At 61.1% G+C, this 24,147-nt stretch carries 19 protein-coding genes; 18 read left to right on the forward strand and 1 reads right to left on the reverse strand.

Annotation, left to right across the window (positions count from 1 at the left end):
- The first annotated feature begins 126 nt into the window (after positions 1-126).
- The 15 genes from glnE (at position 127) to AC09SL_RS17640 (ending at position 18,694) form a co-directional block, all read left to right on the forward strand.
- A complete protein-coding gene (gene glnE, locus AC09SL_RS17570; protein ID WP_058543025.1) occupies positions 127-3,078 on the forward strand; it encodes a bifunctional [glutamate--ammonia ligase]-adenylyl-L-tyrosine phosphorylase/[glutamate--ammonia-ligase] adenylyltransferase in 2,952 nt (983 codons plus the stop codon).
- A 109-nt stretch (positions 3,079-3,187) separates the two neighbouring features.
- Positions 3,188-4,222 (forward strand): lipopolysaccharide heptosyltransferase II, encoded by a 1,035-nt coding sequence (gene waaF, locus AC09SL_RS17575; protein ID WP_058543026.1) that lies wholly within the window; start codon positions 3,188-3,190, stop codon positions 4,220-4,222.
- A gap of 1 nt (position 4,223) precedes the next feature.
- Positions 4,224-5,282 (forward strand): lipopolysaccharide heptosyltransferase I, encoded by a 1,059-nt coding sequence (waaC, locus tag AC09SL_RS17580; RefSeq protein WP_058543027.1) that lies wholly within the window; start codon positions 4,224-4,226, stop codon positions 5,280-5,282.
- The gene (locus AC09SL_RS17585) at positions 5,282-6,406 is read left to right on the forward strand and encodes a glycosyltransferase family 4 protein (RefSeq protein WP_058543028.1); all 1,125 of its coding nucleotides are present in this window, start codon (positions 5,282-5,284) and stop codon (positions 6,404-6,406) included. Before waaC ends, AC09SL_RS17585 begins: the two co-directional genes overlap by 1 nt.
- Positions 6,403-7,209, forward strand: coding sequence for a lipopolysaccharide core heptose(I) kinase RfaP (gene rfaP / locus AC09SL_RS17590; RefSeq protein WP_058543029.1), 807 nt, complete (start codon positions 6,403-6,405; stop codon positions 7,207-7,209). Before AC09SL_RS17585 ends, rfaP begins: the two co-directional genes overlap by 4 nt.
- Positions 7,209-7,943 (forward strand): lipopolysaccharide kinase InaA family protein, encoded by a 735-nt coding sequence (locus AC09SL_RS17595; RefSeq protein ID WP_058543030.1) that lies wholly within the window; start codon positions 7,209-7,211, stop codon positions 7,941-7,943. Before rfaP ends, AC09SL_RS17595 begins: the two co-directional genes overlap by 1 nt.
- On the forward strand, positions 7,940-8,692 hold the full coding sequence (locus AC09SL_RS17600; protein WP_058543031.1) for a lipopolysaccharide kinase InaA family protein: 753 nt from the start codon (positions 7,940-7,942) through the stop codon (positions 8,690-8,692). The genes AC09SL_RS17595 and AC09SL_RS17600 overlap by 4 nt, the downstream gene beginning before the upstream one ends.
- Entirely contained in the window at positions 8,692-10,152 is a 1,461-nt protein-coding gene (locus AC09SL_RS17605) for a lipopolysaccharide kinase InaA family protein (protein ID WP_058543032.1), read from the forward strand. The genes AC09SL_RS17600 and AC09SL_RS17605 overlap by 1 nt, the downstream gene beginning before the upstream one ends.
- Before the next feature lie 369 nt (positions 10,153-10,521).
- Positions 10,522-12,279, forward strand: a complete 1,758-nt coding sequence (locus tag AC09SL_RS17610) for a carbamoyltransferase family protein (protein WP_058543033.1) — start codon at positions 10,522-10,524, stop codon at positions 12,277-12,279.
- Entirely contained in the window at positions 12,263-13,393 is a 1,131-nt protein-coding gene (locus AC09SL_RS17615) for a glycosyltransferase (protein WP_058543034.1), read from the forward strand. The genes AC09SL_RS17610 and AC09SL_RS17615 overlap by 17 nt, the downstream gene beginning before the upstream one ends.
- The gene (locus AC09SL_RS17620; RefSeq protein WP_058543035.1) at positions 13,394-14,290 is read left to right on the forward strand and encodes an antimicrobial resistance protein Mig-14; all 897 of its coding nucleotides are present in this window, start codon (positions 13,394-13,396) and stop codon (positions 14,288-14,290) included.
- Positions 14,291-14,298: 8 nt separating this feature from the next.
- The gene (locus AC09SL_RS17625; protein WP_058543036.1) at positions 14,299-15,717 is read left to right on the forward strand and encodes a PIG-L deacetylase family protein; all 1,419 of its coding nucleotides are present in this window, start codon (positions 14,299-14,301) and stop codon (positions 15,715-15,717) included.
- Positions 15,718-15,777: 60 nt separating this feature from the next.
- Entirely contained in the window at positions 15,778-16,662 is an 885-nt protein-coding gene (locus tag AC09SL_RS17630) for a DUF6625 family protein (protein ID WP_081264495.1), read from the forward strand.
- On the forward strand, positions 16,659-17,813 hold the full coding sequence (locus AC09SL_RS17635; RefSeq protein ID WP_058543038.1) for a glycosyltransferase family 4 protein: 1,155 nt from the start codon (positions 16,659-16,661) through the stop codon (positions 17,811-17,813). The genes AC09SL_RS17630 and AC09SL_RS17635 overlap by 4 nt, the downstream gene beginning before the upstream one ends.
- Positions 17,810-18,694, forward strand: a complete 885-nt coding sequence (locus tag AC09SL_RS17640; protein ID WP_058543039.1) for a glycosyltransferase — start codon at positions 17,810-17,812, stop codon at positions 18,692-18,694. Before AC09SL_RS17635 ends, AC09SL_RS17640 begins: the two co-directional genes overlap by 4 nt.
- 89 nt (positions 18,695-18,783) lie before the next feature.
- Here the strand turns inward: AC09SL_RS17640 and AC09SL_RS17645 are convergent, their stop codons facing one another.
- Positions 18,784-20,640 (reverse strand): O-antigen ligase family protein, encoded by a 1,857-nt coding sequence (locus AC09SL_RS17645; protein WP_058543040.1) that lies wholly within the window; start codon positions 20,638-20,640, stop codon positions 18,784-18,786.
- 153 nt (positions 20,641-20,793) lie between these two features.
- Here AC09SL_RS17645 and msbA point away from each other — a divergent pair, with 153 nt between their 5' ends.
- From msbA to cysC, 3 genes are all read left to right on the forward strand, one after another.
- Positions 20,794-22,596, forward strand: coding sequence for a lipid A export permease/ATP-binding protein MsbA (gene msbA / locus AC09SL_RS17650; protein WP_058543041.1), 1,803 nt, complete (start codon positions 20,794-20,796; stop codon positions 22,594-22,596).
- A gap of 182 nt (positions 22,597-22,778) precedes the next feature.
- Entirely contained in the window at positions 22,779-23,483 is a 705-nt protein-coding gene (locus AC09SL_RS17655; RefSeq protein WP_058543042.1) for a sulfotransferase family 2 domain-containing protein, read from the forward strand.
- On the forward strand, positions 23,476-24,078 hold the full coding sequence (cysC, locus tag AC09SL_RS17660) for an adenylyl-sulfate kinase (protein WP_058543043.1): 603 nt from the start codon (positions 23,476-23,478) through the stop codon (positions 24,076-24,078). Before AC09SL_RS17655 ends, cysC begins: the two co-directional genes overlap by 8 nt.
- The last annotated feature ends 69 nt before the right edge of the window (positions 24,079-24,147 follow it).

A 24,147-nucleotide genomic window follows, 5' to 3' on the forward strand; every position in this document is an offset into this window, starting at 1 on the left:
CTTGATGCCGGCTGCCAATAAAATCAGATTTTCAGCTATTTATCATCTTTGTTCGACAGTCGATCAGGTAGTGTCTTTTGAAAAAACACTACATCCAGCCTCCCCTGCGCCGATCAAGGATAGACCATGAGCCTGCCCTCGCTTGCCCCAATACCGGAAATGGTACCGGCCATTCTCCAGTCATTGGTCAGTCGCGCCGAGCAGTCGTTCCGTGCGGTGGTCGCCTTGCTCGACGACGATCACGGGCTGTCGGCCTGGACCCCGCAGCGCTGGGAGGCGTTCAACCGTATTGCCGCCGCCAGCGACTTTGTCATCGAGCAGAGTGTCCGTGACCCGGTGATGCTACTGGAACTGGTGCGCAGCGGCGAACTGGACCGCAGCCTGGCGCCCGGTGAAATGTGCGCGCAGATCGGTGCCGCCGTGCAGGCCGCCGAGACGGAAGAAGAGCTGGGCCGCGTCCTGCGCCGCCAGCGCACCCGCCAGCAAGTGCGGATCATCTGGCGCGACCTGACCCGCCAGGCCGACTTGGTCCAGACCTGCCGCGACCTCTCGGACATGGCCGACACCTGCATCGACCAGGCCTATCAATGGTTGTACCAGCGCCTCAGCCAGCAATTCGGCACACCCACCGGACGGCGCAGCGGCGAGCCGCAGCAGATGGTCATCCTGGGCATGGGCAAGCTCGGCGCCGTGGAGCTGAACCTGTCGTCGGACATCGACCTCATTTTCGCCTACCCCGAGGGCGGCGAAACCGTTGGCGTCAAGCGACCGCTGGATAACCAGGAATTTTTCATCCGCGTCGGCCAACGCCTGATCAAGGCCCTGGACCCGATGACCGTCGACGGTTTTGTGTTCCGCGTCGACATGCGTCTGCGCCCCTACGGCTCGGCCGGAGCGCTGGTGCTGAGCTTCAATGCCCTGGAGCAGTATTACCAGGACCAGGGCCGCGACTGGGAGCGTTACGCCATGATCAAGGCGCGCGTGGTGGCGGGTGACCAGGTGGCGGGAGCGCAACTGCTCGACATGCTGCGCCCGTTCGTCTATCGCCGTTACCTGGATTTTTCCGCCATCGAAGCGCTGCGCACCATGAAGCAACTGATCCAGCAGGAGGTGCGGCGCAAGGGCATGGCCGACAACATCAAGCTGGGCTCGGGCGGCATTCGTGAGGTGGAGTTCATTGCCCAGGCGTTCCAACTGATCCATGGCGGTCGCGACCTGAGCTTGCAGCAGCGCCCGCTGCTCAAGGTGCTGGGCACGCTGGAAGGCCAGGGCTATCTGCCGGCCAAGGTGATCGACGAGCTGCGTCAAGGTTATGAATTCCTGCGTTATACCGAGCATGCGATCCAGGCCATTGCCGACCGCCAGACCCAGATGTTGCCGGACAACCCGCAGGATCAGGCGCGCATTGCCTTCATGCTGGGGTTTGCCGACTGGTCGACCTTTCACGAGCAATTGATGTACTGGCGCGGGCGTGTGGCCTGGCATTTTGGCCAGGTCATCGCCGACCCGGATGAAGAAGCGGGCGTCGAAAGCGAAGTGGTGGTGGGCGGCGAATGGTTGCCGTTGTGGGAAGACAGCCAGGATGAAGAGGCGGCGTGTCGTCAGTTGGGAGAGGGCGGCTTCGTCGATGCACCCAAAACCCTCAAGGCCTTGGCCGCCTTGCGCGGCAGCCCGCAACTGCGCGCGATGCAACGCCTGGGACGCGAGCGTCTGGATGCCTTCATTCCGCGCCTGCTGGCCCAGGCTGTGGAGCATGCCGATCCGGACTTGGTGCTGGAGCGGGTGCTGCCCTTGGTGGAGGCCGTGGCCCGCCGTTCGGCCTACCTGGTGCTGTTGACGGAAAACCCCGGCGCCCTGCGGCGTTTGCTGACGTTGTGCGCGGCGAGCCCGTGGATTGCTGAACAAATCACCCGCTTCCCATTACTGCTCGATGAATTGCTCAACGAGGGCCGGCTGTTCAAGCCGCCCTTGGCGCCGGAGTTGGCGGCGGAGTTGCGTGAGCGCCTGACGCGCATCCCCGAGGATGACCTTGAGCAACAAATGGAGGCGCTGCGGCATTTCAAGCTGGCGCACCGCCTGCGGGTGGCCGCCTCGGAAATCGCCGGCAGCCTGCCGCTGATGAAAGTCAGCGATTACCTGACCTGGCTGGCCGAGGCGATTCTCGAACAAGTGCTGGCCCTGGCCTGGCGCCAGACGGTGGCCAAGCACGGTGTGCCATTGCGCACCGATGGCAGCCTGTGCGATCCGGGCTTCATTATTGTCGGTTATGGAAAAGTCGGCGGCCTGGAATTGGGGCATGGTTCGGACCTGGACCTGGTGTTCATCCACGATGGCGACCCTCAGGCGGAAACCGACGGCCCGAAACCCATCGACGGCGCGCAGTTCTTCACCCGGCTCGGCCAGCGGATCATTCACCTGTTGACCGCCCAGACCAACTCCGGGCAGTTGTATGAAGTGGATATGCGCCTGCGGCCGTCCGGGGCGTCGGGGTTGCTGGTCAGTTCCCTCGGGGCGTTTGCCCGTTATCAGGAGAATGAAGCCTGGACCTGGGAGCATCAGGCGTTGGTGCGGGCGCGGGTGCTGGTGGGCAGCCAGGACGTGGGCCAGGCGTTCGAGAAAGTCCGCGCCCAGGTGCTGGGACGCAAGCGTGACTTGCCGACGCTGCGCCAGGAGGTCAGCGAGATGCGCGCCAAGATGCGCGACAACCTTGGCAGCAAGGCCACCGCCGCCGGGACTGCGCCGAATGCCTTCGAGGCCACGGCGCCCTTCGACCTCAAGCAGGACGCCGGAGGTATCGTCGATATTGAATTTATGGTGCAATACGCGGCCCTGGCGTGGTCCGAGGAACACCCGTCGCTGGTGCGCTACACCGATAACATCCGCATCCTGGACGGGTTGCAGGAGGTTGGGTTGATGCCGGCCGAAGATGCCACGCTGTTGCGCGAGGCCTACAAAGCCTACCGATCCGCCGCTCACCGCCAGGCCTTGCAGAAGGATGCCGGGGTGATCCCGGGCGATCAGTTCGTGGATGAACGTCGGCAGGTACTGCGGATCTGGCGGGAGCTGGGGCTGAGCTGAAGATTTAAATGTGGTGTGTTGTAGATTAGGGCAACAGGCAACGACCTAAGCCACAGTGATTCTCGAGGCGGGGAGGCGTAGGCCTCCCCGTATCGTTTTTGGAAAGCACATGAATATTCTGATCGTTGGGCCCAGCTGGGTCGGTGACATGGTGATGGCGCAGACACTGTTCCAGTGCCTTAAACAGCGTCATCCGCAGTGCGAAATCGACGTCTTGGCCCCCGAGTGGAGCCGGCCGATCCTTGAGCGCATGCCCGAGGTACGCAAGGCCTTGAGCTTCCCGCTCGGCCATGGCGTGCTGGAGCTGGCGACCCGTCGGCGCATCGGCAAATCCCTGGCCGGTCAGTACGACCAGGCGATCCTGTTGCCCAATTCGTTGAAATCGGCGTTGGTGCCGTTCTTCGCCGGCATCCCCAAGCGCACCGGCTGGCGTGGCGAGTTTCGCTACGGCCTGCTCAACGACGTGCGCACGCTGGACAAAGAACGTTATCCGCTGATGATCGAGCGTTTCATGGCCCTGGCCTGCGAGCCTGGGGCCGAGCTGCCCAAGCCGTATCCACGACCCAGCCTTGCGATCGATCCGGTGACCCGTGAAGCGGCACTGGCCAAGTTCGGCCTGAGCCTGGATCGTCCGGTGCTGGCCCTGTGTCCGGGGGCCGAGTTCGGAGAGTCCAAGCGCTGGCCGGCGGAGCATTACGCCCAGGTTGCCGAGGCGAAGATTCGCGAAGGCTGGCAGGTCTGGCTGTTCGGCTCGAAAAAAGATCACCCGGTGGGCGAAGACATCCGTTCGCGGCTGATCCCGGGGCTTCGGGAAGAGTCGGTGAACCTCAGCGGCGACACGTCCCTGGCCGAAGCCATCGACCTGCTGTCCTGCGCCGATTCGGTGGTGTCCAACGACTCCGGCCTGATGCATGTGGCCGCAGCCCTGAACCGGCCATTGGTGGCGGTCTACGGTTCCACCTCGCCAGGCTTCACGCCTCCGCTGGCCGACAAGGTCGAAGTCGTGCGCCTGGGCATCGAGTGCAGCCCGTGCTTCGACCGCACCTGCCGCTTCGGTCACTATAATTGCCTGCGCCAGCTCATGCCGTCGTCGGTGAACGAGGCCCTGGAGCGTTTGCAGGGCACACCCGTGGAGGTTCGGTAACTTGCGGGTATTGCTGATCAAGACCTCTTCGCTGGGGGATGTGGTTCACACCCTGCCGGCGCTGACCGATGCGGCGCGGGCGATTCCTGGCATCAAGTTCGATTGGGTGGTGGAAGAAGGCTTTGCCGAAATCCCCACCTGGCACCCGGCTGTGGGCAAGGTCATCCCGGTGGCGATTCGTCGCTGGCGCAAGAACCTCTGGCAAACCATCAAGAGTGGCGAATGGCGACGCTTCAAGCAGAGCGTGCGCGCCGAAAAGTACGACCTGGTCATCGACGCCCAGGGTCTGCTGAAAAGCGCCTGGCTGACCCGCTACATCAAGGCCCCGGTGGCCGGTCTGGATAAAGATTCGGCGCGTGAGCCCCTGGCGGCGCGCTTTTATTCCCGGCGCCTGGCGGTGGCTCGCGGTCAGCATGCGGTCGAGCGCGTACGGCAGCTGTTTGCCCTGGCGCTGGGTTATGACTTGCCGCAGACGCAGGGTAGCTATGGCCTCAACGTCGACCGATTGGTGGAGTTGCCACGCCCCTATCCCTATGTGGTGTTCCTGCACGGCACAACCTGGGAGTCCAAGCATTGGCCCGAACTGTACTGGCGCCAGCTCACCGAGCGCATGGGGCAGTTCTGCGTGGTAGTAAAGCTGCCGTGGGGCAGCCCCGCCGAGAAGGCCCGGGCCGAACGCATCGCCAGCGGGTTGCGCAATGCCCTGGTGCTGCCGAAGCTGAACCTCGGCGGGATGGGCAAGGTGCTTGCCGGGGCCCAGGCTTGCGTGGCCGTGGACACCGGTCTCGGTCATCTGGCCGCGGCCCTGGACGTGCCGACCATTTCCCTGCTCGGCCCGACCAATCCGGTGCTGACCGGTGCCTACGGCAAGGGCCAGATTCACCTCGCCAGTGATTTCCCTTGCGCACCGTGCATGCAGAAACACTGCACTTACCCGCCGACCGCCGAAGACGCCCGGCGGTTTGACCTGAAACGCGAGCAGCCCCTGTGCTTCACGCGTCTGAACCCCGAGCGTGTTGCCAGCCACCTGAGCACGTTATTGGCTGAGGAGCCGCGCTGATGCAATTGGCTTTTGTCCTTTACAAGTACTTCCCCTTCGGTGGCCTGCAGCGTGACTTCATGCGCATCGCCCTGGAATGCCAGCGACGCGGTCACCAGATCCGTGTCTACACGCTGATCTGGGAAGGTGACGTGCCGCCCGGCTTCGAAGTGCTGGTGGCGCCGGTCAAGGCGCTGTTCAATCATCGTCGCAACGAGAAGCTCAGTGCGTGGATGGAGGCCGACCTGGCCAAGCGCCCGGTGGACCGTTTGATCGGCTTCAATAAAATGCCCGGCCTGGACGTGTATTACGCCGCCGACGGCTGCTTCGAAGACAAGGCGCAGAACCTGCGAAATTCGCTGTACCGGCGCTGGGGCCGCTACCGGCATTTCGCCGAGTACGAGCGGGCGGTGTTCGCCAAGGACGCCAAGACCGACGTGCTGATGATTTCCGAAGTCCAGCAGCCACTGTTCATCAAGCACTACGGCACGCCGCTTGAGCGCTTTCACCTGCTGCCGCCGGGCATCGCCCAGGACCGGCGGCGGCCCGCCGACGCCGACGAGATCCGTGCCGCGTTCCGGGCCGAATTCGAGCTGGCCGAGGATGATCTGCTGCTCGTGCAGATCGGTTCCGGATTCAAGACCAAGGGCGTGGATCGCAGCCTCAAGGCCCTGGCCGCGCTGCCCGCCGAATTGCGAAAGCGCACCCGGCTGTTTGTAATCGGCCAGGACGACCCCAAGGTATTCCAACTGCAGAGCGCCGCACTGGGGCTCGGTGAAAATGTGCGGTTCCTCAAGGGCCGCAGCGACATCCCGCGTTTCCTGCTGGGCGCCGACCTGTTGATCCATCCGGCGTACAACGAGAACACTGGCACCGTACTGCTCGAAGCGCTGGTGGCCGGGTTGCCGGTGCTGGTCAGTGCGGTGTGCGGGTACGCCCATTACATCGCCGAGGCCGACAGTGGCCTGGTGTTGGATGAGCCGTTCGAGCAAGCACAGCTCACCGAGTACCTGGGCCGCATGTTGAACGATGCCGATGCCCGGGCGGCCTGGAGCCGCAACGGTCTGGCCTTCGCCGAGACGGCTGACCTCTACAGCATGCCGCAGCACGCGGCCGATGTGATATTGGCGGAGCACGCACAATGAAGTTGATGCTGGCCGAACCGTTCAAGAGCCTTTGGGCCGGGCGCGATGCGTTCGCCGAAGTCGAGGCGCTCAAGGGCGAGGTCTATCGCGAACTGGAAGCCCGGCGCACCTTGCGCACGGAGGTGGACGGTCGCGGTTTTTTCGTGAAGATCCACCGCGGCATCGGTTGGGGCGAGATCTTCAAGAACCTGTTCACCGCCAAGCTGCCGGTACTCGGCGCAGGGCAGGAATGGAAAGCCATCCAGCGTTTGCAGGAAGTCGGCGTGCCGACCATGACCGCTGTTGCGTACGGCGAGAAGGGCAGCAACCCGGCAGACCAGCACTCGTTCATCGTCACCGAAGAGCTGGCGCCGACCGTCAGCCTTGAAGACTTCAGCATCGACTGGGTCAAGCAACCGCCGCAACCGGCACTCAAGCGTGCCCTGATCGCCGAAGTGGCGCGCATGACCGGCATGATGCACCGCGCCGGGGTCAATCATCGCGACTGCTACATCTGCCATTTCCTGTTGCACACCGACAGGCCAGTGACCCCTGCCGATTTCAAACTTTCGGTGATCGACCTGCACCGTGCCCAGACCCGTCCAGCCATTACCACTCGCTGGCGCAACAAAGACCTGGCGGCGCTGTATTTCTCGGCGCTGGACATCGGCCTGACCCGGCGCGACAAACTGCGTTTCCTCAAGGGCTATTTCCAGCAGCCGCTGCGCCGAATCCTCGCTGAAGAGGCGTCCTTGCTGGCCTGGCTCGAAGGCAAGGCCAATAAGCTGTATGCCCGCAAGCAGCGATATGGGGACGCGCTCTGATGTCGGGTTGGAATCTGGAACCGGCCTACGCCGATCTGGCGCAGGATTTCGGTAGCCTCGAAGCGGTATTCGCGTTGCAAGGGGAGCGGTTGACCCGTGATCCGTTGTCAGAGGTGATCCGGGTGCAGCGAAACGGCGTGAATTACTACGTCAAGCGCTACGTCGGGGCCGGCAAAGGCTTGCGGCGCTACCTGGGCAAGCCGCGGGTCAAGTCTGAATGGCAGAACCTCAAGCGCTTCGCCAAATGGGGCATTCCCACCGCCGAAGTCGTGGGTTGGGGCTTGGAGCGAAACGGCGCGACCTATGCCCGTGGCGCGATGATCACCCGCGAGCTGCCGCATACCGAAGACCTTTCGGCCCTGGCCGAGCGTCGCGATCCAAGGCTGGCCGACCGCGCCTGGGTCGACAATGTGAGCCGGCAACTGGCCGTCTACACGCGGACCATGCACGATCATCGTTTCACCCATAACGACCTGAAGTGGCGCAACCTGTTGATCGATGACCAAGCGAAGCTGTTCCTGATCGACTGCCCGAACGGCGCCTTCTGGCGTGGCTTCTGGCTCAAGTACCGTATCACCAAGGATCTGGCATGCCTGGACAAAGTGGCCAAGTATCACTTGTCGGCCACGAAGCGCCTGCGGTTCTACCTGCAATACCGCCAGCGCGACCGGCTCGATGCGTGTGACAAGAAACGCATCCGTCACGTGGTGAGATTTTTCGAGGGGCGTGAATGACTGATTTTCTGGCCGCTGAAGACCGGGCGTTGTTGCAACGTCATGGCCTGGACAGCTTCGAGGCCTTGTGGGCGCGGGAACTGGACGCGGTGGACGAACCCAACACCTCGGGTGACGGCTGGAGCAGCGTGTTCCGGCTGGAGCTGGAGGGGCGGGGTTATTACCTCAAGCGCCAGAGCAATTACCTGACCCGGACCTTGTCCCACCCTTTTGGCGAGCCAAGTTTCTCCCGGGAGTTTCGCAACATCAGCCGTTATCGCCAACTGGGCATTCCGGCCCTGCAAGCGGTGTTCTATGGCCAGCGCAAGGTGAACGGCGAGGTGCGGGCGATTCTGCTGACCCGCGCCCTGGACGGCTGGGATGACCTGGATTCGCTGGTGCAGCGCTGGTCGAGCCTGACGGCGGCGCAGCGCACCACCATCCTCAACGCCTGCGGTCAGTTGGCGCGGCGCCTGCACGGCATGCATCAGGTGCACGGTTGCTTCTATCCAAAACACATCTTCCTGCAAGCCACCGCCGACGGCTTCCAGGCGCAACTGATCGACCTGGAAAAGACCCGGCCGCTATTGTTCGGTCTGCGGGATCGAGTCAAGGACCTGGAGCCTTTGCTGCGGCGTGCCTCTGTCTGGAGTGATGCCGATGTGCGCCAGCTGCTGTCCAGTTATCTGGACCAGCCGCTCGACAGTGGGCTGGTCGACCGCTGGATGACCCGTCTGAACGCTCGGCGCAGCCACAAGGAAGCCCGTTGATGCACTTGTCCGAATTGAAGAATGCCGGCCGCAGCCCCAGCCTGCCCCTGAGCCTGGAACTGGCCGATGCCGCCGGCCCGGCGAAGTTGCAACTGCTTTCGCTGTTGCGGGTGTTGCCGGGGCAGCGTTATGTCGGTGCTGGTGTCTGGCGTGGCCGGCCGGTGTTGGCCAAATTATTGGTGGGCAACAAGGCTGCCCGGCATTTCCAGCGGGAACTGCAAGGCGTGCGCCTGCTGGCGGAGCAGGGGATGACCACGCCGTTGTTGCTGGCCGATGGCCTGAAAGAGGGTGAAGGCGGCTGGTTGTTGTTCGAATTGCTCGAAGGCGCCCAGAGCCTGGGGGATGCCTGGAAACAGGTCGAACACCTGCCCTTGCTGGCCGACGAACAGACGGCGGTGCTGGCCGAAGCCCTGGGCGCTATCGCGCAATTGCACAGCAAAGGCCTGTGGCAGGAAGACCTGCACCTGGACAACCTGCTGCGTCACGACGGCAAGCTCTACTTGATCGACGGCGCCGGCATCCGCGCTGAAATCCCAGGCCAACCGTTGTCGCGGCAGAAAGTATTGGAGAACCTGGGGGTGTTTTTTGCCCAGCTTCCCAAAGCCCTCCAGCCGTTCAATGAAGAACTGTTGGTGTATTACCTGCTGGGCAACGCCGAACATGCGCTGCCCATGGAGGCGCTGCAAAAACAGATCGACAAGGTGCAAGCCTGGCGCCTGAAGGATTTCCTCGAAAAAGTCGGGCGCGAGTGCAGCCTGTTCAGCGTGCGGCGCGGGCCGTTCGGCCTGCGGGCGATCCGTCGTGACGAAGAGGCGGCCATGATGCCGGTGCTGGAGCAGGCTGATGCCTTGCTCGACCAAGGCCACTTGTACAAGACCGGTGGCGCGGCGAGCGTCGGCAAAGTCGAGGTGAACGGTCGTACCTTGGTGATCAAGCGCTACAACATCAAGAACTTCGCCCATTGGCTCAAGCGCTTTTGGCGCCCGAGCCGCGCCTGGCATTCCTGGCGTGAAGGTCATCGCCTGGCCTTTCTCGGTATCGCCACGCCCAAGCCCCTGGCACTGCTGGAAAAGCGCTTCCTGTGGCTGCGCCGCGGCGCTTACCTGGTCACCGAACACCTGGCGGGGCCGGACATCATCGAGCGCTTCGGCCCCTACGTGCAAAACGGTGACGCCCCCGAGACGGAGTTGCTGGCGCTGGATCGCTTGTTCGCCGACCTCATCCGCGAACGTATCAGCCACGGCGACTTCAAGGGCCACAACCTGTTCTGGCAACACGACCGCTGGGCGCTGATCGACCTCGACTCGATGTGCCAACACCGCACCCACGCCAGCTTCGCCCAGGCCTACGCCCGGGATCGCGCGCGGTTCATGCGCAATTGGCCGCAGGACAGTGCGCTGTATCGGGTGATCGATGAGCGGTTGCCCAAGGATGTCGATAGCGCGCCATCTGTCTTGTAACCGGTCACTGTTGGCAGAGATTGCTTCCCGCAGGGCTGCGCCTGTAGGAGCTGTCGAGCGAAGCGAGGCTGCGATCTTGCCCAGGTACTAGAGTCTCAAGCGAAAGATCAGAAGATCGTCCGAACGCGGCCCGAGCCTTCGCCAGCACCTACAGAGCCCGGCGGGAACAAACGCCCTCGCCAAAGGTGCGCGTGGCCCGTCAATAGCGCCAGGCGGCGCGCTCTAAACGCTCCCCACTCACCGCTAGAGGCTTGAGGCCGCTTTTAAGCTATAATCCCGCCCTTTAGCTGCCCTGCGCCTTGGGCGTGCGGCACATCAATTTTTCGAGGCGCTTGTCGCCCGTATGCAGACATAAGAGGCTAGACCCCTGTGGCATTGACGATTCTTGGCCTGTCCGGCGCCCTTAGCCATGATCCTTCCGCCGCGCTGTACATCGACGGCAAGCTGATCGCGGCGGCCGAGGAAGAGCGCTTCGTACGCGATAAACATGCAAAGAACCGCATGCCCTACGAATCGGCGAAGTTCTGCCTGGAGCAGGCCGGCATCAAGCCTTGCGACGTCGATGTGGTGGCGATCCCCTTCGCCCCGATCAGCCTGTTCGGCGAGGCGCGCTGGCACTACGCCAAGCGTTACTGGTACGCCCCGGACCGGGCCCTCGACGCGATCCTGATGGGCAACCGTCGCTACAAGCGCTATCGCCGCAAGATCGTCTGGTGCCTGGAGCAACTGGGCTTCGATCCGAAAAAGATCAAGATCGAGCCGGTCGAGCATCACCTGGCCCACGCCTCCAGCGCCTACCACTGCTCGGGCTTCCAGGAGAAAACCGCAATCCTGGGCATCGACGGCAAGGGCGAATACGCCACGACCTTCTTTGGCTATGGCGAAAACGGCAAGATCCACAAGATCAAGGAATTTTTTGACCCGGACTCCCTGGGCGGCCTGTACGGCGCGATCACCGAGTTCCTGGGCTTTGAAATGCTCGACGGTGAGTTCAAGGTCATGGGCATGGCGCCCTACGGCGATGCCACCAAGTACGATTTCTCGCGCCTGGCCTCTTTTGAAAACGGCGAGTTGGTGATCAACACCGACTACGCCAACGTGATCGGCCTGCGTCGCTATAAAGAGAAGGGCAAGGGTTTCTACTTCTCGCCGAAGCTGATCGAATGGCTCGGCCCGAAGCGTGAAGGCGACATTGCCGACGAACCGTACATTCATTACGCGGCAAGCATGCAGGCGCTGTTCGAAAAGCTCGCGCTGCAAATGATCGACCACTACCTGGGCGACGTGCTCAAGGAAACCGGCAAGCTGGCCTTCGCCGGCGGCTGCGCGTTGAACGTCAAGCTGAACCAGAAAATCATCGCCCGTGACGACGTCAAGGAGCTGTTCGTGCAACCGGCTTCCGGTGACGCCGGTACCGCGGTGGGTGCGGCGGCTTATGTGTCCCACGCCCGTGGCGTGCCGGTAGAGAAGATGGAGCACGTCTACCTCGGCCCGGCCTACAGCAACGAAGACGTGATCGCCGCGTGCGCCCGTCATCCGAGCAAGCCTGCGTGGCGCAAGATCGACAACACCCCCGAGCGCATCGCCAAGATCATGGTCGACGGCAACCCGGTGGCCTGGTTCCAGGGACGCATGGAGTTTGGCCCACGAGCCTTGGGCGGTCGTTCGATCATCGGTTGCCCAAGCGCCAGCGGCGTGGCCGATCGGATCAACGAACAAATCAAGTTCCGCGAACGCTGGAGGCCTTTCTGCCCGTCGATGCTCGACACCGTTGCGCCGCAGATGATCAAGGTCGACCACCCGGCGCCGTTCATGACCTTCACCTTCGAAGTGGCCGAAGAATGGAAAACCCGTGTGCCGGAAGTCGTCCATGAAGACGGCACCTCCCGGGCCCAGGTGCTCAAGCGCGAATACAACCCGCGCTACTACGACATGATGAAGGCCCTGGAAGTCCTGACCGGCAACGGCGTGTCGCTGAACACCTCGCTCAACCGTCGTGGCGAGCCGATGATCTGCTCGCCGACCGACGCACTGAACATGTTCTTCGGTTCCGATCTGCAATACTTGATCATGGAAGACATCCTGGTGGTCAAAGACGGCGTGGACGCTTATGACACGCTCGGCTGAGCGACATGTGCTGCAGTTCTGCCACGGCTATGACGGGCCGTTCCTGGACTGCGCCCGTCAGTACGCCAGCCTGTTCGCGGGCACTGGCTATCGCGTGACCACGGTGTTTCTCACCGGGGCGGCGGATGCGCAAGTCGCCGCCGCCTGTGCCTCGGACGAGGTGCTGTTCATGGAGTACAGCTCCAGTGCCATTCGTGGCCTGAAGCTGGGCGCCATTGGCGATCTGCGCAAGATTGCCGCCTCACGCAATTTCAGTTTCTGCATTGCTCATCGCTTCAAACCGATCTACATCGCCCTGCTCGGCACCCGCTTGCCGGTGATCGGCGTGCATCATGCCTTCGGTGACTACGAGCGGCGCACCCGCCGGCTGTTCGCCCAGTTTTTTTGCAAGCGCCTGAGCCTGCTTGGGGTGTCCGATGCGGTGCGCGACGACATGCGCCGCTGCCTGCCGAAATGGCCGGCTGCCCGGATCCAGACCCTCTACAACCGAATCGACCTCGATGCCACGCAGGCCAGCCTGGTTTCCCGGGAGGAGGCGCGGCAGACCCTGGGGCTGGACGCGCATGCCTGGATTGTCGGCAATGTCGGCCGTCTGCACCCGGACAAGGACCAGGCCACGCTGTTGCGCGGCTTTGCTGCGGCGCTGAAGTATTTGCCGGCCAACAGTCAGCTGGCGATTCTCGGCAAGGGCCGTCTGGAGCAGGACCTCCGGGCGTTGGCGCTGGAATTGGGCATCGCCGACCGCGTGCTGTTGCTCGGCCAGGTGCCCGAGGCGCGCCGTTATTTCCGTGCGTTCGATGTGTTTGCCCTGAGTTCCGACCATGAGCCGTTTGGCATGGTGCTGCTCGAAGCCATGGCTGCCGGTGTACCGTTGCTGGCCACTGCTTGCGGTGGCGCCAGGGAAGTGGTCGAAGGCGTCGGTATCCTGTTTCCGTTCGGTGACGCCGAGCACATGGCCCAGGGGCTGCAACACCTGGCGGCCATGGACGATCTGCAGCGTCGCCAATGCGCCGAACTGATGCTCGACCGCTTGCGCGAACGCTTCTCGGATCGCGCCGTACGCGAGGCATTCTGGCGTTTGCCCCAAGTCACCGAACTGGCGCCGAGGGCCTGAATGTTCAATCGATTCCAAGGCTGGCGTGAGCGTGGCTGGACAGCCGTAGACGCGTCGATTTATGCCCAGGCCTGGCAACGTTTTGGCGGCAGTGTGGCGACCCATCCCCTGGTGGTCGAGCGCCTGGCGGCCTTGGCCGGGATCCCCGTGCGTTACCTGGCGTTCGAACAGGGCGGTGAGCTCAAGGCGGCCATACCGACCTGGGGCCGCGACCTGGCGTTGTCCAAAGACGTGCTCAAGCGCAGCGGCAAGAAGGGGTTGTTCGACCTGGGCAATGCCGAATTGATCCTGCCGGCAGCGCCGGATGCACAAGCGCCGTTGCGTCATCGGGGTCGTTACCTGTCGACCCTCAATGAGGGGCGCTTCAGTGGCTTGAAGTTGCAGCAGGAACAACTGGCCATGGCCCGTACGCCGGAAGAACTGTCCAAGAAGTTTCGCTACAACCAGCGCCGTGAGCTGCGCTTGCTGGAAGAGGCGGGCGGGGTGGTCCGGCCGGTCGGCGAGTTTTCCAGTGCCGAGCTGGCCTCGATCTACTGCGACCTGTTCCTGCGTCGCTGGGGCTTTGCGGCCACTGGTGCCGAGCGCATGGGCGAGGTAATCGAGTTGCTGCGTGAATGGCTGATCGGTTCGGTGATCTTCCTCAACGATGCGCCGATTGCCATCCAGTTGGTGTATCGCGTCGAAGCGCCCGAGTGGATCAGCGTCGAGTACATCAACGGTGGCGTCGACCCACAGACTCGCGAATTCAGCCCTGGCAGTGTATTGAGCTTTCTCAACACCCAAAGCGCCTGGGAACATGCCCGTGCCGCCGGCAAGCCGTTGCGTTTTTCGTTCGGCCGGGCGGACCGGGAATACAAGGACCGTTGGTGCAACCCCGTGCCGGTGTTTACCGTATGAACCCACCGATGAGCCGCAAGCAACAGTTGCTCAGGCGCCACCGTCGCAACAAGCGCGTGGGGCTGCTGCTGGCCCTCATCGCGCTGGTCTTGCTGGGTGTGGCAGTGGCCTGGTGGTTGCCCCTGGTGCTGGCGGTGCTGGGCTGGATCGCCCATGAGGCGTGGTTCGCCGATCATCTGTTCTATTCGCCCAGGGATGATTACCAGTACAGCTTCCCGCCGTTCACCCAGCAACCCAAGGTACATCTCAATGCCGGGCGGCTGCGGCTGGACGAAGGCGTGATCCTGGACGATGGCGCGACGCTGATTCTCGCGTTGCGGGTCAAGAGCACCTGGCTGGGGCGCTTCATCGACCCGATCGTCGAATTGTCGGGCGGTGAAAGGGACCTGCAAACCTTCGAGCGCGGGGTCAACGGCCTGCGCTATCTCAATCTCAGCGAGCAGGGCCCTGCGTTGTCCCGGGGCGAGCTGCGCCTGCGCGGGCGCTTTTGTCGTTTGCTGGGCGAGCCGACGCTATGGTCCTTCACAGCGCCGCCAGTGCAGCGTCAGCGGGTGATGGTCATCGCTCCCCACGCCGACGATGCGGAGCTGGCCGCCTACGGCTTGTACAGTCAGGCTGACGAAGCTTGGGTCGTCACGCTGACCGCCGGTGAAATCGAAGCCGAGCATTATCAGCAGATGGGGCTGGACCGCGTCGAAGCAGCGCGGCTCAAGGGTCGTTTGCGCGCCTGGGACAGCATTGCGGTACCGCGTTGGGCCGGGGTACCTGAAGCGCATTGCGTGCAGTTGGGTTACTTCTGCCTGCAACTGGCCGCCATGCAAGCGGCGCCGAGCCAACCACAAGGTTCTCGCGAGGCTGACCTGAGCGATACGCGGCTGTTCCGTCAGTTGAACCCGTTCCTGCTGCCCGGCGATGCCGACGGCGCGCCGACCTGGAACAACCTGTTGGCGGACCTGCGCGAACTGCTGCTCAAGGCGCGTCCCGAGGTCATTGTGTTGCCGCATCCGACCCTTGATCCGCACCCCGATCATCTCTGCGCCCATCATGCCGTCCTCCAAGCCCTCGAAGGCCTGGAATGGCAACCGACCATGCTGTTGGGCTATGCCAATCACCTGCACGACAATGACCGTTGGCCCATGGGCCATACCGGAGAAGGCGTGGCGTTGCCGCCGGTCTTCGATCCAGGTCAGTTGATGCAACCCCTGAGCTTGCCCTTATCATTGGCTGTCCAGCGGGACAAGGCCATGGCGCTGGGCATGATGCATGACCTGCAACCGCGTGCGCCTCTGAAACGCCGCTTGAGGCGATGGATACAATATGTCCTGACCCGTAGAGTGAGGTCTGTTTATGGCGAGAACGATTTTTTCCGCAAAGCGGTCAGGCGTCACGAGCTCCTCTGGTTGCTGACACCTGTGAAGCACAGGTAACACATAGATGACGCATAACACCCTCAAGCGTCCTTCGTCCTTGGTGAATGTGAGCTTGCTGTGATCAATCCATGCCCGCGTATTCTTTTTATCATTCCGTATTTCGGACGCTGGCCGTTCTGGATGCCATTGTTTCTCGAAAGTTGCCGGCGTAACGCTGATATTGATTGGCTGTTGTTCAGTGACTGCGGTGTTCCGGAAAATCTTCCACCGAACGTGACGGTTGAAAGCACCACGTTCGAGGCCTATTGCCAGCTGGTGTCCCGGCGATTGGAGATCGAGTTCAGGCCGAAACAGCCCTACAAGCTGTGTGATATCAAGCCTGCCCTCGGGTACATTCATATCGATCGTCTCGACGGCTATGACTTTTGGGCTTTTGGCGATATCGACCTGGTGTACGGTGATCTTCGGCAGTATTTCACCGCTGAACGCCTGGCCAGCCATGACGTGTTCTCCACCCATGAGCGACGTGTCGCTGGTCATTTGTGCTTGATACGCAACAGCGCCCGTGCACGTGAAGTGTTCAAGCTGATCAAACACTGGAAAGAACGTTTTACCGATGATCGGCACCACGCGCTGGACGAAGGCGCGTTCAGCCGTATTTTCCTGTGGCGCAAGAACTTTCCCGAGCCGCTGTTTACCCTGGTGGGTAAATTCAATCCATGGCGTCGACGCAGTGAGTTCACAGAAGCGTTCAGCACGCCGGGTGGTTGCATAAAGTGGCATGACGGTTCAGAGAATTTCCCTCTTCGCTGGTACTGGCGTAATGGTCGCCTGACGAATGATCGGGATGGGGACCGTGTTTTCCCCTATTTTCATTTCGTTTGCTGGAAGCGCAACGAGTGGTCGGCCCTGCCCGAGCCAGATCCTGCCGAAATACAACGGCTGGCGACGTCGCCTGCCTGGATGATTGATGCGGCGGGTTTGCACCAAGGAGAATTATGAGTCAGCGGTTGAAGGTGCTGCAGTTGCAGCCGGATTACAACGTTAAGCAGCATGATTTCGCCGATCTTGCGGAACAGATCGTCAAGGCCCTGCCCAGTGAACGCTACGAGGTGACGGCGGCTTTTTTGCGAGGTCGCCCCGGGCCTGGCGAAGCCGTCAGTCGGGCGGACCGTTCGGTTTATTTCGAATTTTCCGACAAGGCGCTCAAGGGAATGCGTCTTCGTGCGATGTGGCAGTTGTACCAGTTCTGTCGCCGGGAAAAATTCGATGTTGTCGTGTGCAATCGTTTCAAACCCGTCAACATGATGTTGCAGCTCAATCGATGGTTGAAAATCCCGCTGTGCATCGGCATCTCCCACGGGTTCGGGGAATATGACCGGTTTTATCGTCGCCGCCAGACGCAGCGGTTGGTGGATCGCCACTGGCGATTTGTCGGCGTGTCGCCGGCCGTCAAGCAGTATCTGCTGGACTGTCGTTGCGGTTTTACCGATCCCAATACCTACGCCATTACCAACGCCATTGATATCGAACAGGCTGAAGCCTTGCAGCACCCGCGTGAGCGCGCCCGTGAACTGTTGGGTATCAGCCCTTCGGTGAGGCTGATTGGTGCCTTGGGTCGGTTGGTTCCGGTCAAGGGACACACATACCTGCTGCAAGCCTTTGCCGCGCTCAAGGATAAATACCCTATGGCCCAACTGGCGATCATTGGCGCCGGACGGGAAGAGTCCCGGCTGGCGGCGCAGATCGATCAGTTGGGCCTGAGGGATCGCGCCCACCTGTTGGGCTTCAAGGAAAACGCTCTGCAATACGTTAGGGCATTCGATATCTGGACCATGCCCTCCCTGGCCGAAGGCTTGGGCCTGGCACTGTTGGAAGGCATGAGCGGACATCTGCCGGTGATCGCTTCGGACGTACCGGCCATGTTGCCATTGATTGAGGGGGCCGGAGGCCTGGCGGTAACGCCCGCCGATGTGCCGAGCCTGATAACCGCACTCGACACCTACCTGGGCCTTTCTGACGCCGAGCTCAAGGCCTGTGGCGAGCGAGCCTATCGATACCTTGTCGAGCAGCACGACATCGAAGTGTTCCGTAGGCAATACCTTGAGCTGATCGAGACCGGCCTGAATGAAGCCCAAAAGGAGCAGCCATGAGTGTCGCGCAACCTGTCGTAAGCGTGATCATCGCGTCTTATAACCATGGCCGATACATTGAGGAATGCATCCTCAGCGTCTTGGGACAGACCTACCCGAACATAGAGTTGCTGGTCATCGATGATGGCTCCACTGATGACAGCGTCGAACGTATCCAGCGCTTGCAGGCGGTGCATGGCTTCGACTTTCGGGTCCAGCAGAACCAGGGGCTGACCAATACGCTTAACGAAGCAGTCGCCCGCTGCAGTGGCAGCTTGATTGTGCCGTTTGGTTCCGACGACATCATGCTTCCCGAGCGGATTGCCATTCAGGTGGCCTACATGGACGGCAAGCCCGAGGTCGGTATCTGTGCGGGTAATATCGAATTGATCGATGCCGACGGCAATCTTTTTCCCGAGAGTCGTCAGAACCGCGAGGTACCCTTCCGGCGCCTGGATTTCGAAGACATGTTCATGGAGCGCAAACCCTACCCGCCGGCACCGACCCTGATGATTCGTCGCGAGGCGCTGGAGAAGGTAGGTGGGTTCGATCCGCAGATTCGCCTGGAAGACCTGCTGATCGAGCTTAAAGTGACCCGTGCCGGTTATTTCATCGATGGTCTGAGCGTCTTGATGGCGCGCTATCGCAAGCACGCGACCAACTCCTACAAGAATCATCGGTTCATGACCGACAGTATTCTGCGCACATATGCCTTGTTCAGCGATCATCCGCTTTATGACCAGGTGCGCTACAAGTTCCTCAATTCCATGTTCCTGAAAACGTCCAACCGCGACCACACGTTCGCCCGCGAATTATTGGCGCAGATTCCCTTCAGGGCCTGGAATAAAAAAACCTGGCGAGGCCTGGGTCGGCTGTTTTTCTGCCGGCTGGAAAAACACTGAACCCTGACCAGCGGCGGTGGAATGATCCGGGCCGCTACATTCCGTATCGAAGAGCGGCCCGCGCTAAAGGTCTGGGGGTCGAGGGGGCATCATGCCCGGGCTGGGTTGCTTCCCGACAAAATACGCTTTTGCAGGTGATCGACGGCCGGTTTTGAGGCAACCGTGGCGTAACCGTCAAGCAGCGCCTCAAGGTGTTGTTCGAAAAGCCAGCCGTGATCTTCCTTATAGCGCTGCAGATGGCGCAGATTGCGCTGGCGAAGCGCGATCCTGAGGGACGACGGATAGAGGTGCAGGTCGGCAACATCGATCAGGCCGAATTCACCGTTTTCCAGCACCAGCACATTGCCCAGGTGCAGTGAGCGAAAGTACACGCCTCGCTCGTGCAGTTGCGCCATGAATTTACCAAAGCCTTCTACCAGGGCGTGGCGCTCCTCTGGCGTAGAAGTATCTTGCAGTGCCTGGCGCAAGGTCATCCCTGGCAGGGGAACGTAGTGCACCGCGCTACTGCCGTCGTTCAGATGGTACACGTGGCGGATTGTCGGGCTCGGTATTCCCAGGTTTTGCAATTGTTGGCTGTGTACCGCAAAGCGCTCGGAATAAGGATTGAAGCCGCCCGAGGTATACCAGCGGCGTGCTCTAAACAGCTTGAGGAAATCTCCCCCCGCCAGGCGCAGGACTTTAGGTCCCAGGCCGTCGGATTCGATTACCTGGGCTCCCGCGGCAAGGCTGTCCAGGGCTTGCGGTGTCAGCCGTTGCACAGGCGTGACCAGCAAACGCCTGGCGCGGTAATTGATGCTCAAGGCGGCGATCAGGGCCAGGGGGATCCACAGCAGGAACCAATGCTCCTTCGGCCTGGAAAGAATGCCTCCACCTTCAGTCAGCCCCGCTGCCATGCCATATACCAACCACGTGGAGGCGATCACCAACAAGGGCTGGGTTCGATAACGCCAACTGCTCAGCAAGCCCCAGGCCTGGAAAAAAAGCCATGGGACAAGGCCTATGATTCCGACGTAGTACAAGACCCCAAGGGCAAAGTTATGGGGTTCTGCCAGCATGTAGCCTATGCCTGGATCAACCTCCAGGTCCGCGCCGTAGCCGTGACCGATCCAGGGATGTTGGGCTATCGCCTGCAAAATGATCTGCCAGATCTCGAAACGGTACGAGTCTCCGCGGGCGAGGATCATCTCGTTAAACAATACACTTGTGACGCCGGCGGCAATTATCAGGAGGCTGAACAAGGCAAGCGAACGACGATTCCAGCAAAGGATACCTACCCAGATGACAGCTGCGACCAAGGCAACCAGGGGAGTCCTTGAGCCGGTAGCGACGACCGCGGTGAACATGACCAAGGCCGCAGGGACGGTCAGCCAGAAAATATGGCGATTTTTCCAGAGCATGCTCAGGCTTAACCAGTAGACGCAGAAGAACCCGTACAGGTGTGAGGCGAGCAGTGGATTGTCGAAGGCGCCCCCCCCGATCAGCCGCATCCCCGGCCGGTATATCTGGGCAAACACATATAAATTGTAGAGTGTGGCGATCAGGGCGACCGTTGCCGCGCAGAAAAGCAGAGGGTGAAGCAGGTCGCTGCGATGGCGCACCAGCAGATAGCAGCCGACGAACAGGAATGTGGTATGCAATGCGGTTTTGATTGGGCGGGCGATATTCTCGGTCTCGGGTGCCCACGACACGCTGATCAGCGCCCAACCGACGAACATCAAGAGGGCGACGAAAATCGGCTCGCGGATCAGCTCCTTCAACGCGCTCGGCCTCAGGCACACCGCTATGAGGGCAGGGATGCTGAACAGACCGTAGAACAATTTATGGTGCTGGCTGCGCCCCGGCAGAAAGAACAAGGCACACAGCAGCAGCAAGAAGCCAAGCGGAAGAATCCATTGGCAGATGAAGTCGAAAACTCTATTGGACGTGGCGGGGTGCTTGGATAACATGCTTAGGAATTCATTCCTGAAATCGGTTGGCCATTCAAGGTGATGGCTTTTTGGTGTTTTGCAGACGCGTAACAATAACAGCCTTAGCGGTTTGCCAGAACACCGAAGAAGCTGTGTTAAAGTCAGCCTCCTTTTTATCGATATTCGCGTGATATGGCCGACTCCAGTCTTCCCGCAAGCCCTTCGAGCTTGAAAATCTATTTCCGCCTGCTTGGTTACGTGAAGCCCTATATAGGCTTGTTCGGGCTCAGTATCATTGGGTTCCTGATTTTCGCTTCCACCCAGCCGATGCTTGGCTACATCCTCAAGTATTTTGTCGACGGCCTCTCCAATCCGAACGCGGTGCTGTTTCCGACGGTCCCCTACCTGCGCGACCTGCAATTATTACAGGCCGTGCCGCTGCTGATCATCCTCATTGCTGCCTGGCAGGGATTGGGGTCGTATCTGGGCAATTATTTCCTGGCCAAGGTTTCGCTGGGGCTGGTACACGACTTACGGGTGCAGTTGTTCAACAACCTGCTGACCCTGCCCAATCGCTATTTTGACAAACACAACTCGGGTCACCTGATTTCCCGTATCACGTTTAACGTGACCATGGTGACGGGGGCGGCAACGGATGCGATCAAGGTCGTTATCCGTGAAGGCATGACCGTGATCTTCCTGTTCGCTTCACTGTTGTTCATGAACTGGCGCTTGACCCTGGTGATGGTGGCGATCCTGCCTTTGATTGCGCTCATGGTCCGCACCGCGAGCAAGAAGTTTCGCAAGCAGAGCAAGAAAATCCAGGCCGCGATGGGGGATGTGACCCATGTCGCCTCCGAAACCATCCAGAGTTATCGCGTCGTGCGCAGTTTTGGTGGCGAGGTCTACGAGCAGAAACGCTTCCTCCAGGCCAGCCAGGGCAATACCGACAAGCAGTTGCGCATGACTCGTACCGGTGCGATCTACACGCCGCTGCTGCAACTGGTGATTTACAGTGCCATGGCCGTTCTGATGTTCCTCGTCTTGTATTTGCGTGGAGATGCTTCGGCGGGCGACATGGTGGCCTACATTACCTTGGCAGGTCTGCTGCCCAAGCCGATTCGCCAGCTGTCGGAAGTCAGTTCGACCATCCAGAAAGGCGTGGCGGGGGCCGAAAGCATTTTTGAGCAGTTGGATGTCAAGCCGGAAACCGATACGGGCACCATCGAGCGTGATGCTGTCAGCGGGCGGCTGGATGTGCGCCACCTGAGCTTCACCTACCCGGACACCGATCGGCAGGTGCTGAACGACATCAGCTTCTCGGTCGAGCCTGGGCAGATGGTTGCCTTGGTGGGACGTTCGGGCAGCGGTAAATCGACCCTGGCTAACCTGATCCCGCGTTTCTACCACCACGACGAAGGCGAGATACTGCTCGATGGTGTTGAAATCGAACAGTACAAGCTATTGAATCTGCGCCGTCATATTGCCCAGGTGACCCAGCATGTAACGCTGTTCAGCGACACGGTGGCCAACAATATCGCTTATGGCGACCTGGCCGGTGCACCGCGAGTCGATATCGAGAAAGCGGCTCAAGACGCCTATGCCATGGATTTCATCAGGCAGTTGCCTCAAGGCCTGGACACCCAGGTCGGGGAAAACGGCGTGCTGCTCTCCGGCGGTCAACGCCAACGCCTGGCCATTGCCAGGGCCTTACTGAAAAACTCCCCGCTGTTGATTCTGGACGAGGCTACCTCTGCACTGGACACCGAGTCGGAGCGGCACATCCAGGCTGCGCTGGACCAAGTGATGAAAGGCCGTACGACTCTGGTGATAGCCCACCGTCTTTCGACCATCGAAAAGGCCGACCTGATTCTGGTGATGGATCAGGGACGCATTGTCGAGCGCGGGACCCATGGGGAACTCCTGGCGCAGAACGGTTATTACGCACGCCTGAATGCCATGGGGCTGGACGCTCCGGCCCAGGATATCGCCTGAATACCAGTGGAGCCTGCGGGGCTGGGCAAGCTCGGTCCCCCAAGGCATTTGTAACCAGGTCGATACCCGTATTGACCAATCCACCATAAATCTGCGACTCGCGCTTGGTAAGGTTCTGGCCACAGGACTTTCCTGGACTCACTTCAGTCATTGAAGGGCAAGCCCCTCGCGCGAGTACTTGAATGCTGCAACGCTATCTATGGAAGCTACTGCCCAAGTCGCAGCGCTCCTTTCTGTTGGGGCGCCTGTCGGTTGTCGACCGACAGGTGGTGAACAAATCGATGTCGGCCAATTGCCGTTTCCCCGAAGCTTTCGCCAAGCGCGGCTGCCTGTTCATCCATGTGCCAAAATGTGCCGGCAGCAGTGTTTGCGTGGGGCTTTTCGATGGCTACAGCCCGGGCCACCTGCCGTTGTATTGGTACCAAGAGCAGTTCGCCCAGCAGTACGCCGCCAGTTTCAAGTTTGCCTTTGTCCGTGATCCGCTGGAACGTGCATATTCGGCCTATGCTTTCCTGCGGGGCAACACGTTGGGGCCGCGCGACCATGCGGCTCAGGAACTGGTTGGCCAATACCGAGACTTCGATGATTTCGTCGCGCGTTGGCTGCATTCGGAGAACATCACCCGGCAAATGCATTTTGCTGCCCAGACGGACTTCCTGACCGACTCCCTCGGCCACCTGGCGATGGACTTCATCGGTTATCAGGAATACCTCGATCGGGACTATCAGCGGGTATGCGAGCATCTGGGGCTGACCGCGACGTTGCCCCATGTGAACCACACCCGGCAGCGTGCTGCGGTGCCGGTAAGGGAAATCTGCTCGGTACGGACCCGTCGGTTGGTGCGGCGGGTGTACCAACGTGACTACGAGATGCTTGGTTATGAATGAAACGTCAAAAATGTCGATGCAACAGGTGCAGATTCGTCCTTATGAGCAGGCGCTCACGCCCCAGGATCGGGCGGCCATCAAAGCCCAGCGCCCCCGCTGTATCTGGTTGACCGGGCTGTCAGGGGCGGGCAAGTCGACGCTGGCCAATGCCTTGGAAGTGCAGCTCTACCAGCAGGGCTTGCACACCGCCCTGCTCGATGGCGACAACCTGCGCCAGGGGCTGTGCCAGGGCCTGGGCATGGATGCCGAGGCCCGCAAGGAAAATATCCGTCGCATTGCCGAGGTGGCGCGCTTGATGGTCGACGCCGGCCTGATCGTCATCGTTGCGGCCATTTCCCCGTTTCGCGCCGACCGGGAAGCGGCCCGGCAGTTGTTCCCCGAGGGCACCTTCGTGGAGGTTTATGTGAGCACGCCGTTCGACGTCTGCGCCCAGCGTGACCCCAAAGGGCTGTACCGCGAAGCCCGTGCCGGGCGAATCAAGCATTTCACAGGGCTCGACAGCCCCTACGAAGCGCCGCTTGCGCCGCAATGCGAGATCGATACCAGCGAGCTGGAGCTGGCCCAGGCCTGCGAGCGGATATTGGCGTTACTGTAAAATTGATCGGTCACCTCTGCGGCGCGCCGTTGCAGCCATGGACGAGCCTTGCGCCAACCCTGTGCTAAT

The organism is Pseudomonas sp. PF05, from assembly GCF_056521845.1.